Source organism: Staphylococcus sp. HMSC069E10 (assembly GCF_001809205.1).
GTDB lineage: Bacteria > Bacillota > Bacilli > Staphylococcales > Staphylococcaceae > Staphylococcus > Staphylococcus hominis.
The window spans coordinates 113,787-129,392 of the sequence record NZ_KV796472.1 but is presented as its reverse complement, the minus strand read 5'-3'; the positions used below and the strand labels follow the sequence as shown (position 1 = coordinate 129,392).

The window sequence follows — 15,606 nt, the reverse complement described above, 5'->3', positions numbered from 1 at the left end:
TCGGCTTTTAATATAAAAAATGAGTTATTTTTTTAATAAATGGCTAACAATATATTATGATTTACATTCTTATGTATTGGAAATCCCGAATAAATAAGGTTTAGTAATGGTAGGCAAAAAATCAAGTGAAATACCTTAAAAAAACTAAAATAAAATTTTCTTAGTTTTTAATATAGCTATGATGCACCTTTAACCGATTTCACGAACATTTGACATCAAATATTAACTTTTAATTAGGGTACCATTTATGTATAATGAAACACAGAATATAGTGTTGGGTTTTGAATTGAGACACAATATGTTGTGTTTGAGGAAAATAGAAAGATTGTATGAATAATTCATTTTAGTAGCAATTTCACACTTATTTGGATTGGTTTTTTCGGAATCTACACTATTTACATGAACGATTTATAAATAATGATTTTTAAAGATTAATAATTAGAAACACAATATGTAGTATTAACTTGATTAAGTTAACGAAATGATATTCGTTCTAAAAGTAAGTTTTCTTATAAGACTAAGAGAACTTCTTTTTAATTAATAAGATTGTCGAAAGAGGGCGTTCCTATGAAAGTAGTTTATTTCTCTTTTTCAGGAAATGTACGAAGATTTATAAAACGTAGTGAAATTAAAAATGTATTAGAAATCAATAAAGACAATTGTAAGGATAGTATAGAAGAACCTTATATTTTAGTTACAGGTACAATTGGTTTTGGTGAAGTTCCTAAGGAAGTACAGTCTTTTCTAGAAGTTAATCATGCTTATATACGTGCTGTTGCTGCTAGTGGTAATCGTAACTGGGGACAAAACTTTGCGAAAGCAGGTCGAACAATTTCTGAAACATACCATGTGCCTTTATTAATGAAATTTGAGGTTCAAGGTACAAATAAAGATGTTATCGAATTTAGAGATAAGGTGGGGCATTTCAATGAAGATTATGGACGAGAAAAAGTACAATCATATTGAATTAAACAATGAAGTAACTAAACGTAAAGACAATGGCTTTTTTAATCTTGAGAAAGATCAAGAAGCTTTAAACGTTTACTTAGAAGAAATTAGCGATAAAACAATTTATTTTGATAGCGAAATTGAACGTTTACATTACTTAGTAGATAATCATTTTTATTTTAATGTATTTAAGAAGTATAGCGAAGAAGATTTAATAGAAATTATCGAATTCGCAAAATCTATTAATTTTGAATTTGCTAGTTATATGTCTGCAAGCAAATTTTATAAAGATTATGCTTTAAAAACAAATGATAAATCTAAGTACTTAGAAGACTATAATCAACATGTTGCCATAGTTGCTCTATATTTAGCAGATGGTAATAAAGAACAAGCTAAACAATTTATTTTAGCGATGATTGAACAACGTTATCAACCTGCTACACCTACATTTTTAAATGCAGGACGCGCACGTCGTGGAGAGCTTGTTTCATGTTTTTTACTAGAAGTTGATGATAGTCTAAACTCAATTAATTTCATAGATTCTACTGCTAAACAATTAAGTAAAATTGGTGGTGGCGTGGCTATCAATTTATCTAAATTACGTGCACGTGGTGAAGCAATTAAAGGTATTAAAGGCGTAGCTAAAGGTGTATTACCTGTAGCAAAAGCATTAGAGGGTGGATTTAGTTATGCTGATCAATTAGGTCAACGTCCTGGAGCTGGAGCAGTATATTTAAACATTTTCCATTATGATGTTGAAGAATTCTTAGATACTAAAAAAGTAAATGCCGATGAAGACTTACGTCTATCAACAATTTCCACTGGTCTTATTGTTCCATCTAAATTCTTTGATTTAGCTAAAGAAGGTAAAGACTTTTATATGTTTGCACCTCATACTGTAAAACAAGAATATGGAGTGACATTAGACGATATTGATATTGAAAAATATTATGATGAACTTGTAGCTAATCCTAATGTTCTTAAAAAGAAAAAAGATGCACGAGAAATGTTGAATATGATTGCTCAAACACAACTGCAATCAGGCTATCCATATTTAATGTTTAAAGATAATGCGAATAAAGTACATGCGAATTCAAATATTGGTCAAATTAAAATGAGTAATTTATGTACTGAAATTTTCCAATTACAGGAAACGTCAATTATTAATGACTATGGAATTGAAGATGAAATTAAACGTGATATTTCATGTAATTTAGGTTCATTGAACATAGTGAATGTAATGGAAACGGGTAAATTCAGAGATTCAGTACATACTGGAATGGATGCATTAACAGTAGTAAGTGACGAAGCAAATATTCAAAATGCACCAGGTGTGAAAAAAGCAAATAATGAGTTACATTCTGTAGGTTTAGGTGTAATGAACTTACATGGCTATTTAGCGAAAAATAAAATTGGCTATGAATCTGAAGAAGCCAAAGATTTTGCTAATATTTTCTTTATGATGATGAACTATTATTCAATTGAACGTTCTATGGAAATTGCTAAAGAACGTGGAGAAGCATATCAAGATTTTGATAAATCAGATTATGCAAGTGGCAAATATTTTGATTTTTATACATCACAAGAGTTCGTGCCACAATTTGAAAAAGTAAAAGAATTATTTGCTAATATGCAAATTCCTACATCAGAAGACTGGAAATCATTACAACAACAAGTACAAGAATATGGTTTATATCATGCTTATCGATTAGCTATTGCACCAACTCAAAGTATTTCATATGTTCAGAATGCAACTAGTTCGGTCATGCCAATCGTAGATCAAATTGAACGACGTACGTACGGAAATGCTGAAACATTTTATCCAATGCCTTTCTTATCACCTGAAACAATGTGGTACTATAAATCAGCATTTAATACTGATCAAATGAAACTTATAGATTTAATTTCAACAATTCAAACACATGTGGACCAAGGGATTTCAACAATTTTATATGTTAATTCTGAAATTTCAACACGTGAATTGTCACGATTATACGTATACGCACATCACAAAGGATTGAAATCTTTATACTATACACGTAATAAATTATTAAGTGTTGAAGAATGTACAAGTTGTGCAATTTAATTAATAGTGAAATAAATATTTAGAGGAAAGATTAAATTATTCTCATAGAGAAGCATTTTAATCTTATCCTCTTAAATAATGTAATGGTTAATAAATAGAGGAGGATTTTATTAATGAAGGCCGTCAATTGGAATACTCAAGAAGATATGACAAATATGTTTTGGCGTCAAAACATTTCACAAATGTGGGTAGAAACAGAATTTAAAGTTTCAAAGGATATAGCAAGTTGGAAGACACTAACAGAGGATGAAAAAAATACGTTTAAACGTGCTTTAGCAGGTTTAACTGGATTAGATACACATCAAGCGGATGATGGTATGCCATTAATTATGCTACATACAACAGATTTACGTAAAAAAGCAGTTTATTCATTTATGCAAATGATGGAACAAATTCATGCTAAAAGTTATTCACATATTTTTACAACGTTACTTCCATCTAGTGAAACAAATTATCTATTAGATACTTGGGTAATTGAAGAGCCTCATTTAAAATATAAATCTGATAAAATTATCTCTAATTATCATAAACTTTGGGGAAAAGAAGCCTCTATTTTTGATCAATATATGGCAAGAGTTTCAAGTGTTTTCTTAGAAACGTTCTTGTTCTATTCTGGTTTCTATTATCCACTTTATCTTGCGGGTCAAGGAAAAATGACAACTTCTGGTGAAATTATTAGAAAAATTTTACTTGATGAATCAATTCATGGAGTTTTTACCGGTTTAGATGCTCAAAGTTTACGTAATGAGCTATCAGAAAATGAAAAACAAAAAGCTGATAAAGAAATGTATAAGTTGTTAGAAGAACTATATAAAAATGAGGTATCATATACACATATGTTATATGATGATATCGGTTTAACTGAAGATGTTTTAAATTATGTACAATATAATGGGAATAAAGCTTTATCAAACTTAGGATTTGAACCTTATTTTGAAGAAAAAGAGTTTAATCCTATTATTGAAAATGCATTAGATACATCAACAAAAAATCATGACTTTTTCTCAGTAAAAGGAGACGGCTATACATTAGCACTTAACGTGGAAGCTTTACAAGACGAAGATTTTATTTTTGAAGATTAGAATAATAACTAATTTTAGAAAAACTAATTGTAGAATCATCACTGCAATTAGTTTTTTTAATTTCTCTATAAAAAATAAAAGAATATTAGTATTACTATTGAAAAATTTATTATGACAATTTAATATATAGTTAAATGATAATCATTTTCAATGGAAATGGTATATATACTAAGGAGCATTACGAATGAAGTTTCTATTCAAAGGTTATACATTATTAATCATTTTAGTGATATTAAGTATACTTTCTTTATTTATTGGCGTAAGTCAATTATCAATAACTGATCTTTTTCATTTGTCAGATAATCAGAAAAATATTTTATTTTCTAGTCGTATTCCTAGAACTATAAGTATTCTTTTATCTGGAAGTTCTCTTGCTTTAGCAGGACTAGTTATGCAACAGATGATGCAAAATAAATTTGTAAGTCCTACTACAGCTGGAACAATGGAATGGGCAAAATTAGGAATATTACTTTCACTCATATTTTTCCCAAAAGGTCATATATTGATCAAATTGACTTTTGCAGTTGCATTAAGCCTAGGAGGAACATTTTTATTCGTTAAACTAATCAATTTTATAAAAGTGAAAGAAGTTATTTTTGTCCCGCTCTTAGGTATTATGATTGGTGGCATTGTTTCAAGTTTTACCACTTTTATAGCATTAAGAACGAATGCACTACAAAGTATTAATAATTGGTTGAATGGGAATTTTGCTGTTATTACAAGCGGCCGTTATGAAATTTTATATTTAGCTATTCCTTTATTAATTATCGCTTATATATTTGCCAATCACTTTACGATTGCTGGAATGGGCAAAGATTTTAGTCATAATTTAGGTGTTAAATATGAACAAATTATAAATATTGCGCTTTTAATCACTGCAACATTGACAGCATTAGTTGTCGTGACAGTTGGAACATTACCATTTTTAGGTTTAATTGTTCCTAATATTATTTCAATGTATAGAGGCGACCACTTGAAAAATGCATTACCTCATACATTAATGCTAGGTTCTATATTTGTATTGTTTTCCGATATTATTGGTAGATTAATTGTTTACCCTTATGAAATAAATATTGGTTTAACAATAGGAGTATTTGGAACGATTATTTTCTTAGTTTTATTGATGAAAGGTAGAAATAATTATGCAAATTAGTGCTAATAAAAAAATATTAATTCTCTTTCTTTTTACGATTTGCATGGCTGCTTTCTACTTACTAGTAGGTTTGGATTTTGAAATTTTTCAATATCAGTTTGAAAGTCGAATAAGAAAATTAGTTTTAATTTTACTTGTTGGTGGATCTATTAGTACGGCAGTTGTTATTTTCCAATCTATCACTGCGAATAGATTACTTACTCCTTCAATTATGGGATTAGACTCAGTTTATTTATTTATTAAAGTCTTGCCTGTGTTCTTATTAGGTACACAAGCCAGTGTAGTGACAAATACTTATTTGAATTTTCTTCTAACTCTCGTAGTGATGGTTCTTTTTTCTTTAGTATTATTTCAAGGCATGTTTAAATTAGGACATTTTTCGGTTTATTTTATTTTACTTGTTGGGGTAGTATTAGGAACATTTTTCCGTAGTATCACTGGATTTATTCAACTTATTATGAATCCAGATGACTTTTTAACCGTTCAAAGTGCGATGTTTGCAAGTTTTGACGCTTCTAATTCTAAACTTGTTCTTATTTCAAGTATACTTTTAATTATTTTAATTGTAATTGCTTTTATATTAAGACCTTATTTAGATGTGTTATTACTAGGGAAAGATCAGTCTATTAACTTAGGTGTATCATATGAAAAAATGACAAAACTTTTATTAATTTTAGTGGCTTTATTAGTATCAATATCTACTGCTTTAGTAGGTCCTGTTACATTTTTAGGATTATTAACAGTCAATTTAGCGCATGAATTCATGAAAACATATGAACATAAATATATTTTACCCGCAACGATTCTTATAAGTTGGATTAGTTTATTTATAGCTCAGTGGATTATAGAAAATATGTTTAAAGCTACCACTGAATTTAGTCTTATTATAGATTTAGTTGGAGGTATTTACTTCATATACTTACTTATTAAAAGGAGGAATGAAGATTGATTCAGATTAGAAATTTAGATAAAAAAATTCAGAGTAAATCTATTTTGAAAGATATAAATGTTGATATACAAAAGGGTAAGTTAACCTCTTTGATAGGTCCAAATGGAGCAGGAAAAAGTACACTTCTATCAGCAGTAAGTCGATTATTTGAATATCAGAACGGTACAATTAATATTGAAAATAAATTAATTGATGATTATAAAAGTGATGAATTAGCAAAAAAGTTAAGTATTTTAAAACAAACAAATCATACTGATATGAATATCACTGTAGAACAGCTTGTAAATTTTGGGCGTTTTCCTTATTCAAAAGGTCGAATGAAAAAAGAAGATCATGAGAAAGTTGCATATGCCATTGATTTACTACATCTAAGGGAAATCAAAGATAGAAATATAAAAACACTATCTGGAGGACAAAGACAACGTGCGTATATTGCTATGACAATTGCTCAAGATACAGAATACATTTTGTTAGATGAACCGTTAAATAATTTAGATATGAAACATTCAGTTCAAATTATGCAGATACTTCGAACATTGTGTCGCGATTTAAATAAAACGATTGTTATTGTACTCCACGATATTAATTTTGCATCTTGTTATTCAGATTACATTGTTGCACTAAAGAAAGGTGAAATTGTTAAATCTGGCCCAAAAGATAGTATAATTGAAACAAATGTGTTAAGAGATTTGTATGAAATGGATGTTCATGTAGAAGAAATTAGAGGCCAACGTATTTGTTTATACTATGATGAGGTTATCTTTTAAAATGAGATAAATATTTTTATATTTAAAGGGGTGATGCTTAGAAAATATAAAAGAAAATAGTTGAAAAATTGAGTGCCAAATTTAACTTATAAAAGGAGAAATACATATGAAGAAAACAGTCTTATTTTTAGTCTTAACTTTAGCTTTAGTATTATCAGCGTGTAGTAATAATTCTGGTAATAAATCAAATAATGAAAATGATTCAAAAGATACAGTTTCAATTAAAAATAGCTTTTCAGCAAGTGGAAATGACGAAAGTAGTAATGAGGATAAAAAAATTAGTAACACTGTGAAAGTGCCTAAAAATCCTAAGAACGCGGTTGTTCTAGATTATGGAGCATTAGATGTTTTGAAAGAAATGGGTGTAGCTGATAAAGTGAAAGGCTTACCAAAAGGCGAAAATAATGAATCTTTACCAAGTTTTCTAAGTGAATTTAAAAAGGATAAATATATTAATACTGGTAATTTAAAAGAAATAAATTTCGATAAAATAGCTGAAGCTAAACCGGATGTTATTTATATTTCAAGTAGAGCAGCCACTCAGAAAAATCTAGATGAGTTTAAAAAAGCAGCGCCTAAAGCTAAAGTTGTCTATGTAGGCGCAAGTGAAGATCATTATATTAAAGATATGAAAAAGAACACAGAAAATCTAGGTAAAATTTATAACAAAGAAGATAAAGCAAAAGATATGAATACAAAATTAGATCAAAAAATTTCAGATATGAAAAAACAAACTAAGAATTTCGATAAATCTGTAATGTATCTTTTAGTTAATGAAGGAGAACTTTCTACATTCGGACCAGGCGGAAGATTTGGTGATTTGGTATTTAATACACTAGGCTTTAAACCAGCAGATAAACACGTTAAAATAAGTCCACATGGTCAAAACATTAATAATGAATATATCAGTAATCATGATCCAGATATCATTTTAGCAATGGATCGCGGGTCAGTTGTGGGTGGAAAATCGACAGCTAAACAAGTATTAAAAAATGATGTTATTAAAGATGTAACAGCAGTTAAAAATAACAATGTTTATGAATTAGATCCTAAATTATGGTATTTTGCTTCAGGCTCAACAACAACAACAGTAAAACAGATTGATGAATTAGAAAAAGTAATTGATAAAACTAAAAAATAAATCTAGGATATTAAGTTTAGAATAAATAAAAGAGTGGGACATACATCCTAGAAAAATAGCCAGTAAATGAGTTTATTATAAATTCATTTACTGGCTTCTTTATTTACAATACTTCGTATGGTTGGCTCGATTTGTTAGGGGACAACTTTAGTCTGTAGTCTTTAGTTTGTCCTGTTCCCTCAAGAGTCTTGCCAAAATACTTTGTCTTTATATGTTATTCTATATATCATTTAATTTAAGTATTAAATTTCAAAATATAAATGATAGTGAAATTTACAACGTGAATTAAAATGTGCTTGGCAATTTGGACATGTTTCAGTCATCATGTATTCATGAATAGAGAGTTCATTTTGACAAACTCCACAAAGTATCGCCTTTTTATGAAATTCCTCTGCTGACCAACGCTGAATGTTATGAGATTCATGTTCGTTATGACATTGATAACAAGGATAATACTTTTCACAACATTTAAATTTAATCGCTATAATGTCAAGAAATGTATGATAGTGAATACAACGTGTTTCATTGTCTACGAGAGAACCATAAACTTTTAGCATTGTTTCACATCTCCTAACATTGAGAATTTACTCTGACTCTGGATATTCGCCAATGATTCGAACTTCACGATGTAATTCAACATCAAATTTTTCTTTCACGACTTTTTGTACGTGATGAATTAAATTCTCATAATCTGTTGCTGTACCATTATCGACATTTACCATAAACCCAGCATGTTTAGTTGAGACTTCTACGCCACCAATACGATGACCTTGAAGATTTGAATCTTGAATTAATTTTCCAGCAAAATGACCTGGAGGACGTTGGAATACACTACCGCATGACGGGTATTCAAGTGGCTGTTTAGATTCACGACGTTCTGTAAGATCATCCATTTTAGCTTGAATCTCGTTCAAGTTACCTGGTTCTAAAGTAAATGCTGCTTCAAGAACTACTAAATGTTGTTTTTGAACGACACTGTTTCTATAGTCTAAATGTAATTGTTCTTTAGTAAGTTGTATCAAATCGCCGTGTTCATTTACACATAAAGCATAATCGATGCAATCTTTAATTTCTCCTCCATATGCGCCTGCATTCATATAAACAGCACCACCAACAGAACCAGGAATGCCACAAGCAAATTCTAAGCCGGTAAGAACGTGATCTCTTGCCGCTCTCGATACATCTATAATTGCTGCACCGCTTCCTGCTATAATTGCATCATCTGAGACATTAATATGATTAAGAGATAATAGACTAATCACAATACCTCTGATACCGCCTTCGCGAATAATAATATTTGAACCATTCCCTAAATATGTAACAGGTAATTGATGTTCGTGAGCATAACGTACGATAGTTTGTACTTGCTTATTTTCAGTAGGTGAAAGGTAAAAATCTGCATTTCCACCAGTTTTCGTGTATGTATAACGTTTTAACGGTTCATTAACTTTAATAATATTGTCAGGTATTAAAGATTTTAAATCTTTTAAGATGTCTTCTTGTTCTAACATAAGTACATCCTTTCTTCTCTTCTATAATCTAAACTTTATTATAGCAACTTTACATATGTTTTGCTAAAAGAGTTTAAAACAATTTGTATATCATTAAAGTGTATGATACAAATTATCAAAAAATTTCTGTTTTTGGTTTTCGTAGTATCGGATTGTTGAGTTTAGATTGATAAATTTATTTTTCTGATTAGAAAACATCTGTGCTACGTGTTTTTGTGTAGACAGTACGTGATCTATAGCTAAATATTGAGTGAATAAGGGCGTATCTATTTGAATAATATGTAATCGTATTATTTGCTTAAGATTGATCATATTATCAAATTTTGCCATCATCACTTTCTTTTTATAAGGGTGGTGTAATCGATAAAAGCCTACATAATTCAATCTCTTTTCATCAAGAGAGGTAATATCATGGAGATTGTTGACTCCAACTAAAACATCTAAAATCGGTTCTGTGGGATAAGAAAAATGTTTTGTTCCTCCGATATGTTGTGTAAATTTTACTGGAGAATCTAACAAGTTAAATAACAGAGCTTTAGTGTCTTCGTACAACTGATGATAATCATTGCCGTTGGAACAATTTATAAATGATTGAACAGATGCATACATGTGTAACTCCTTCAATTAAATTATTATACAAATTCTGAAATACTATAACATAATTTATTTTCAATATAAATAACTTTATGTATAATACGGGTGTTAGGAGTGCAAAAATGAAAAAATTAATAATACTTTCATTATGTTCACTATACTGTTTGATACTTTCTGGTTGTGGTCAGAATAATAACGAAGATTTAAATCGCTTCAAACAACACCTATCTAAAGTAGAGACCAAGCAAAAAAGCGTGGAAAAAGTGATGAATCAATTAGAGCTGAACCGTTTAAATGATATAAGTAAAACCGATACAACAGATAAAAATAAAAAGTCATTTGAACGACTACAGAAAAATATAAATCACCGTTTAGTGCCTGAGTTTAAAGAGTATGAAAAAGAAGCTAAACATCTTCCGGCTAAGACAAATAAAACTCGTCAATTAAAGAAAGATTATTTAAATCATGTGAGTAATCAACATCAATCTATAAATGAAATTAAATCATTTGTAGATTTATATAATCAATCAGTTGTGGAAAATGAAAAAATTCTAAATTATACACATTCATTTGAAATAAATAGAGCACTAGTAGAAAAAGATATACGTAAAACAAATAATCAAGAAAATGCACATCTATTAAAATCTAAAATTGAAAACAATAATCGTAATTTACGAAAAACTGCTCAAAAATATTTAGAAAAGGATAATTATCCTACTTCAAAAGCAATTAATGAGCATATAAAACCACTGATACAAAAACAGATTAAAGATTTAAATCAGACTAATATTACAGATTCACATGTAAACAATGCTCGTAAAAATGCGATAGAAATGTACTATAATTTACTTGATTATTATGAGACACGTGAAACAACTATTAAGATTGAAGATCAACTTTCAAAAATTAATGTTGAGAAACTACCTAAAACGGGTAAAGATTTAAGTAAGGGAAATCACAACTTTAAAACAAAATTAGAAAAAGTATAGCAAAACGAATAAAACCTAAATTTAAATTTTTGGTTAACATTATATGATGAAATGTGTATAATTGTAGCCATTGAGAAGTTTAATTTAAAAAAAGGGACAAAGTTAAAAAATTTAGAGGTGAATAGAATGGCTATAAAGCTGAGTTCGATTGACCAGTTTGAACAAGTATTAGAAGAACATAACGATGTATTTGTATTAAAACATAGTGACACATGTCCAATTTCAGCTGCAGCATTTGATCAATTTAATAAGTTTTTATATGAAAGAGACATAGATGGATATTATCTAGTAGTTCAAGAAGAAAGAAAACTTTCTGATTATATTGCTGAAAAGACAAATGTGAAACATGAATCACCACAAGCTTTTTATTTTGTAGATGGAAAAGCTGTATGGAATGCTAGTCATAGTGATATTAATGTATCTACATTAGCACAAGCTGAAGAATAAGAAAGATAATATATCGATTTAAGAGTCTGGTACATTTTTTGTTACCAGCTCTTTATTATATCTACATTTTTATCATTTTAAATGACTTTTATATTTATAAAATGTAAAAAATGAAATATGCGATGAACCTATGTATAATGTGAAAGTGAAGTTATAACGTATGAATTTAAGAAAGATAGAAAGTGGCATGAGGTGAAAATAGAATGAAAATTTTAGTAGCCATGGATGAATTTAACGGTATTATTTCGAGTTATCAAGCGAATCGTTATGTGGAAGAGGCAATAGCAAGTCAAATTGATCATGCAGATATTGTACAGGTACCTTTATTTAACGGACGTCATGAATTATTAAATTCAGTATTTCTTTGGCAATCAGGTACAAAATATAAAGTGAATGTTCATGATGCTGATATGAATGAGATTGAAACGATATATGGACAAACTGAAGAAGGTACTGTAATTATTGAAAGTAATTTATTTTCAAAAGGTCATAAAGCAATTGAACAACGTACTAGTTTTGGGTTAGGAGAAGTTATTTTAGATGCATTAAACAAGAACACAGATCATATTATTATATCTTTAGGTGGTATGGATAGTTTTGATGGTGGCGTAGGGATGCTGCAAGCTTTAGGAGCTAAATTTTATGATGATGAAAATAGAGAACTTGACGCACGAGAAGGCGCACAAATGATTAAGTTCATTCGTCATATTGACATTTCTGGACTGCCTAGTACATTGGAAAATGTCAGACTACAAGTGATGACGGATTTTTCTAGTAAGTTGTATGGAAAAAATAGTGAAATTATGAAATTAAGCTATAACCATCAAATTCCACACAAAAAAGCAGTGGAAATTGATAATTTAATTTGGTACTTAAATGAGATTATGAAAAATGAATTACATATTGCTTTAGGGCCAATTGAACGTGGCGGAGCCGGTGGCGGTATTGCTGCGGTGTTGAAAGCATTATACAACACAGAAATTTTAACGAGTCATGAACTAGTAAATCAAATTACACATTTAGATGAGTTAGTATCTCAGGCAGATTTAATTATCTTTGGAGAGGGTTTAAAAGAAGAAGATCATATGCTTGAAACAACCACATTGACTATTGCGGAACTTACAGAAAAATATCACAAACCATCTATTGCAATTTGTGCGACTAATGATAAGTTTGATATATTTAATCATCATCGCGTAACAGCCATGTTTAACACATTTATTGAAATGCCGAAAACATACACAGATTTTAAAATGGGTCTTCAAATTAGACATTATACAGTTCAAGCTTTGCGATTATTAAAAACTACAGCTAATGGAATAAAATAAATAAAAAAGTTTAGTTCAAAGAATGAACTAAACTTTTTTTATTTATTATTTTTCATATTGTGTTACTTCTTGAGCAATACCGATAATCACTTGTACTGCTTTTTCCATTACATCGATAGAAGCATATTCAAATGGGCCATGGAAGTTTCCACATCCTGTAAAAATATTAGGTGTAGGTAAACCTTTAAATGAAAGCTGAGAACCATCAGTACCACCGCGTATAGGCGCAGTATTTGGTTTTATCTCTAAATCTGCAAATACTTTTTTAGGAATATCAATAATATACGGATGTGGCTTAATTTGTTCAGCCATATTATAGTATTGGTCTTCGATATCTACTTTTACTGGATAACCTTCATAATGAATATTAATATCATCACGAATTTCTAAAAGTTTTTTCTTTTTAAGTTCAAAAGATTTTCTATCATGATCTCTTATAATATATTGTAAAGAAGCTTTTTCAACTGTTCCTTCTATTTTCATTAAATGATAGAATCCTTCATAACCTTCTGTACGTTCTGGTACTTCATTAGCAGGTAGTAGACTATGGAATTGATGTGCTAATCCAATAGCATTAACCATAACGTTTTTTGCAGAACCAGGATGAACGTTTACACCATGTGTAGTGATTGTTGCTTCTGCTGCATTAAAACTTTCGAATTGTAATTCTCCAAACTCACTGCCATCCATAGTATAGGCGAAATCGGCATTAAAGCGTTTCACATTAAATTTGTGAGGACCACGACCTATTTCTTCATCAGGTGTAAAAGCTATACGTATGCGACCATGTTTAATTTCTGGATGGGTCTGCAAGTATTTTACTGCTTCCATAATTTCTACAACACCTGCTTTATCATCGGCACCTAGTAAAGATGTACCATCTGTAATCATTAGAGTGTGACCTTCTAATTTTTTAAGTTCTGGAAATACATCTTGACTTAATACTCGATTTGTTTGACCTAATTTAATAGGTTGACCATCATAATCTTCTATAATCTGAGGATTAACATTTGTCGCATTAAAATCTGGTGATGTATCTACATGTGCTAAGAAACCTACCGTAGGAACTTCTTTTTCTATGTTACTTTCTAAAGTAGCAAAAAGATAACCATTATTATCCAATTCTGTTTCTAATCCAAAGTTTTGCAGTTCTTTTTGTAATAAATGTAATAAATCCCATTGTTTCTCAGTAGAAGGCGTCGATTTCGATTCGGGATTTGATTGTGTATCTATTTTCACATATCTTGATAATCTATCTATAATCTGTACTTTCATGACGAAACATCCCCTTAGACTCTATTGTTCATATTGTAAGATTTTCTGTACGTTTTTCCTTTGATTTTACCATAAAATTGCTTAATACGTGTGTAAATATAATAGAGAATTTCTGCTACTAATATTCCAAAAGCAATTGAACCAGAAATTAATGTGACCTCTAGAAATGTATTCACAGCATGAGTATAGTCATTAGATACTAAAAATCGTGTTGCTTCATATGCTGTACCACCAGGAACAAGAGGGATTATACCTGGCACAATGAAGATAATCACGGGTCTTTTATAGCGTCGACTCATCACATGACTTAATAAACCAAGAATTAAACTACCTAAAAACGCAGCGCCAACTTTTCCTAAATCCATATCTACGGTATATTGATAAATTGTCCAAGCTAAGGCGCCGACAAATCCACAAGCAAGTAAAAGTCGTTTAGGCGCGTTAAATATAATAGAAAAAAGTACTGTCGAAATAAAACTTATAACAAAATGAAATAAATAAAATAACATACATAAACAGCCTTTCTTAAAGAATTAATAAAACAATCGCTACGCCTGCACCAATAGCGAATGATGTTAGTGCAGCTTCTACACCACGAGACATTCCAGCAAGTAGCTCGCCAGCCATTAAATCTCTAATAGCGTTACAAATTAAAATTCCAGGTACTAAGGGCATAACACTAGAAATTGTTATAATATTTTGATTTGTAGCAATGCCTAGTTTAGTAAATGTAACAGCAATTGTAATGACTACTGCTGATGCTACAAATTCAGAAAAGAATTTAATTTGAATGAAACGCTGGACAAAGCTAAAAGTTAAGAACGCAGCACCGCCAGCTAAAATAGCAATCCAGCAATCAGAAACAACACCGCCAAACATGAGTAAGAAAAAGCCACATGCAATTGCCGCAGCAAAAAAATTCAATAAAAAAGAATATTGTAATGAAGCTTTACTTAGATGAATCAGTTCTGATTTAGCTTCATCAATAGTTAACTCATTTTTAGCAATCTTTCTAGAAAGACTATTTGTAAGAGCAATTTTTTCTAAATCTGTAGTACGATCTCTAATTCTTATAAGCCTTGTATTTGTTCGATCATTAAGTGAGAAAATGATAGCGGTCGATGTGACAAAGCTATATGTATCATTTAAACCATAACTGTGAGCAATTCGATTCATAGTGTCTTCAACACGGTAAGTTTCAGCTCCAGATTCTAAGAGAATACGACCAGCTATTAACACAACATCAATCACCTTATTTTCATCGATAATAGTGATTGAATTATTCATAAAAGCACCTCCACAATAATTAAAATATATAATGATTTTCGTGTATATC

The 15,606-nt window shown here is 29.9% G+C and carries 16 protein-coding genes; 10 read left to right on the top strand and 6 right to left on the bottom strand.

Features of this window, described 5'->3' with window-relative positions; translation table 11 throughout:
- Nucleotides 1-567: 567 nt before the first annotated feature.
- The 7 genes from nrdI (at nt 568) to HMPREF2561_RS02710 (ending at nt 8,126) form a co-directional block, all read left to right on the top strand.
- Nucleotides 568-966, top strand: a complete 399-nt coding sequence (gene nrdI, locus HMPREF2561_RS02740) for a class Ib ribonucleoside-diphosphate reductase assembly flavoprotein NrdI (protein WP_002449085.1) — start codon at nt 568-570, stop codon at nt 964-966.
- Nucleotides 929-3,034: a class 1b ribonucleoside-diphosphate reductase subunit alpha gene (gene nrdE / locus HMPREF2561_RS02735; RefSeq protein ID WP_002488027.1), complete on the top strand. Its 2,106-nt coding sequence runs from the start codon at nt 929-931 to the stop codon at nt 3,032-3,034. The genes nrdI and nrdE overlap by 38 nt, the downstream gene beginning before the upstream one ends.
- 113 nt (nt 3,035-3,147) lie before the next feature.
- Nucleotides 3,148-4,116, top strand: coding sequence for a class 1b ribonucleoside-diphosphate reductase subunit beta (nrdF, locus tag HMPREF2561_RS02730; protein ID WP_002455627.1), 969 nt, complete (start codon nt 3,148-3,150; stop codon nt 4,114-4,116).
- 184 nt (nt 4,117-4,300) lie between these two features.
- Nucleotides 4,301-5,269 (top strand): ABC transporter permease, encoded by a 969-nt coding sequence (locus tag HMPREF2561_RS02725; RefSeq protein ID WP_002449086.1) that lies wholly within the window; start codon nt 4,301-4,303, stop codon nt 5,267-5,269.
- The gene (locus HMPREF2561_RS02720; RefSeq protein WP_002449066.1) at nt 5,259-6,218 is read left to right on the top strand and encodes an iron chelate uptake ABC transporter family permease subunit; all 960 of its coding nucleotides are present in this window, start codon (nt 5,259-5,261) and stop codon (nt 6,216-6,218) included. Before HMPREF2561_RS02725 ends, HMPREF2561_RS02720 begins: the two co-directional genes overlap by 11 nt.
- Entirely contained in the window at nt 6,215-6,985 is a 771-nt protein-coding gene (locus HMPREF2561_RS02715; protein WP_017175941.1) for an iron ABC transporter ATP-binding protein, read from the top strand. Before HMPREF2561_RS02720 ends, HMPREF2561_RS02715 begins: the two co-directional genes overlap by 4 nt.
- 106 nt (nt 6,986-7,091) lie before the next feature.
- Nucleotides 7,092-8,126, top strand: a complete 1,035-nt coding sequence (locus tag HMPREF2561_RS02710; RefSeq protein WP_048761397.1) for a ferrated catecholamine ABC transporter substrate-binding lipoprotein SstD — start codon at nt 7,092-7,094, stop codon at nt 8,124-8,126.
- A 242-nt stretch (nt 8,127-8,368) separates the two neighbouring features.
- On the opposite strand, the gene HMPREF2561_RS02705 is transcribed toward HMPREF2561_RS02710, so the two are convergent.
- The 3 genes from HMPREF2561_RS02705 to HMPREF2561_RS02695 all read right to left on the bottom strand — a co-directional run bounded on the left by HMPREF2561_RS02705 (nt 8,369) and on the right by HMPREF2561_RS02695 (nt 10,246).
- Nucleotides 8,369-8,683 (bottom strand): CHY zinc finger protein, encoded by a 315-nt coding sequence (locus HMPREF2561_RS02705; protein WP_017175939.1) that lies wholly within the window; start codon nt 8,681-8,683, stop codon nt 8,369-8,371.
- Between the two features lie 27 nt (nt 8,684-8,710).
- On the bottom strand, nt 8,711-9,637 hold the full coding sequence (gene murB / locus HMPREF2561_RS02700; RefSeq protein ID WP_049415425.1) for a UDP-N-acetylmuramate dehydrogenase: 927 nt from the start codon (nt 9,635-9,637) through the stop codon (nt 8,711-8,713).
- Between the two features lie 93 nt (nt 9,638-9,730).
- Nucleotides 9,731-10,246 (bottom strand): GrpB family protein, encoded by a 516-nt coding sequence (locus HMPREF2561_RS02695; protein ID WP_017175937.1) that lies wholly within the window; start codon nt 10,244-10,246, stop codon nt 9,731-9,733.
- Between the two features lie 107 nt (nt 10,247-10,353).
- Here HMPREF2561_RS02695 and HMPREF2561_RS02690 point away from each other — a divergent pair, with 107 nt between their 5' ends.
- From HMPREF2561_RS02690 to HMPREF2561_RS02680, 3 genes are all read left to right on the top strand, one after another.
- Nucleotides 10,354-11,220, top strand: a complete 867-nt coding sequence (locus HMPREF2561_RS02690; RefSeq protein ID WP_049415420.1) for an EMYY motif lipoprotein — start codon at nt 10,354-10,356, stop codon at nt 11,218-11,220.
- 126 nt (nt 11,221-11,346) lie between these two features.
- Nucleotides 11,347-11,667 carry a bacillithiol system redox-active protein YtxJ gene (ytxJ, locus tag HMPREF2561_RS02685; protein ID WP_002449093.1) on the top strand — a complete coding sequence of 107 codons (321 nt, stop codon included), beginning with the start codon at nt 11,347-11,349 and terminating at the stop codon, nt 11,665-11,667.
- A 203-nt stretch (nt 11,668-11,870) separates the two neighbouring features.
- The gene (locus HMPREF2561_RS02680; RefSeq protein WP_070468301.1) at nt 11,871-12,995 is read left to right on the top strand and encodes a glycerate kinase; all 1,125 of its coding nucleotides are present in this window, start codon (nt 11,871-11,873) and stop codon (nt 12,993-12,995) included.
- Between the two features lie 45 nt (nt 12,996-13,040).
- On the opposite strand, the gene pepT is transcribed toward HMPREF2561_RS02680, so the two are convergent.
- The 3 genes from pepT to HMPREF2561_RS02665 are packed head-to-tail and all read right to left on the bottom strand — an operon-like array spanning nt 13,041 to nt 15,557.
- Nucleotides 13,041-14,270 (bottom strand): peptidase T, encoded by a 1,230-nt coding sequence (gene pepT / locus HMPREF2561_RS02675; RefSeq protein WP_017175934.1) that lies wholly within the window; start codon nt 14,268-14,270, stop codon nt 13,041-13,043.
- Between the two features lie 14 nt (nt 14,271-14,284).
- Nucleotides 14,285-14,779: a threonine/serine exporter family protein gene (locus HMPREF2561_RS02670; RefSeq protein ID WP_002448047.1), complete on the bottom strand. Its 495-nt coding sequence runs from the start codon at nt 14,777-14,779 to the stop codon at nt 14,285-14,287.
- Nucleotides 14,780-14,795: 16 nt separating this feature from the next.
- Nucleotides 14,796-15,557, bottom strand: coding sequence for a threonine/serine exporter family protein (locus tag HMPREF2561_RS02665; RefSeq protein WP_002448186.1), 762 nt, complete (start codon nt 15,555-15,557; stop codon nt 14,796-14,798).
- Nucleotides 15,558-15,606: the final 49 nt, after the last annotated feature.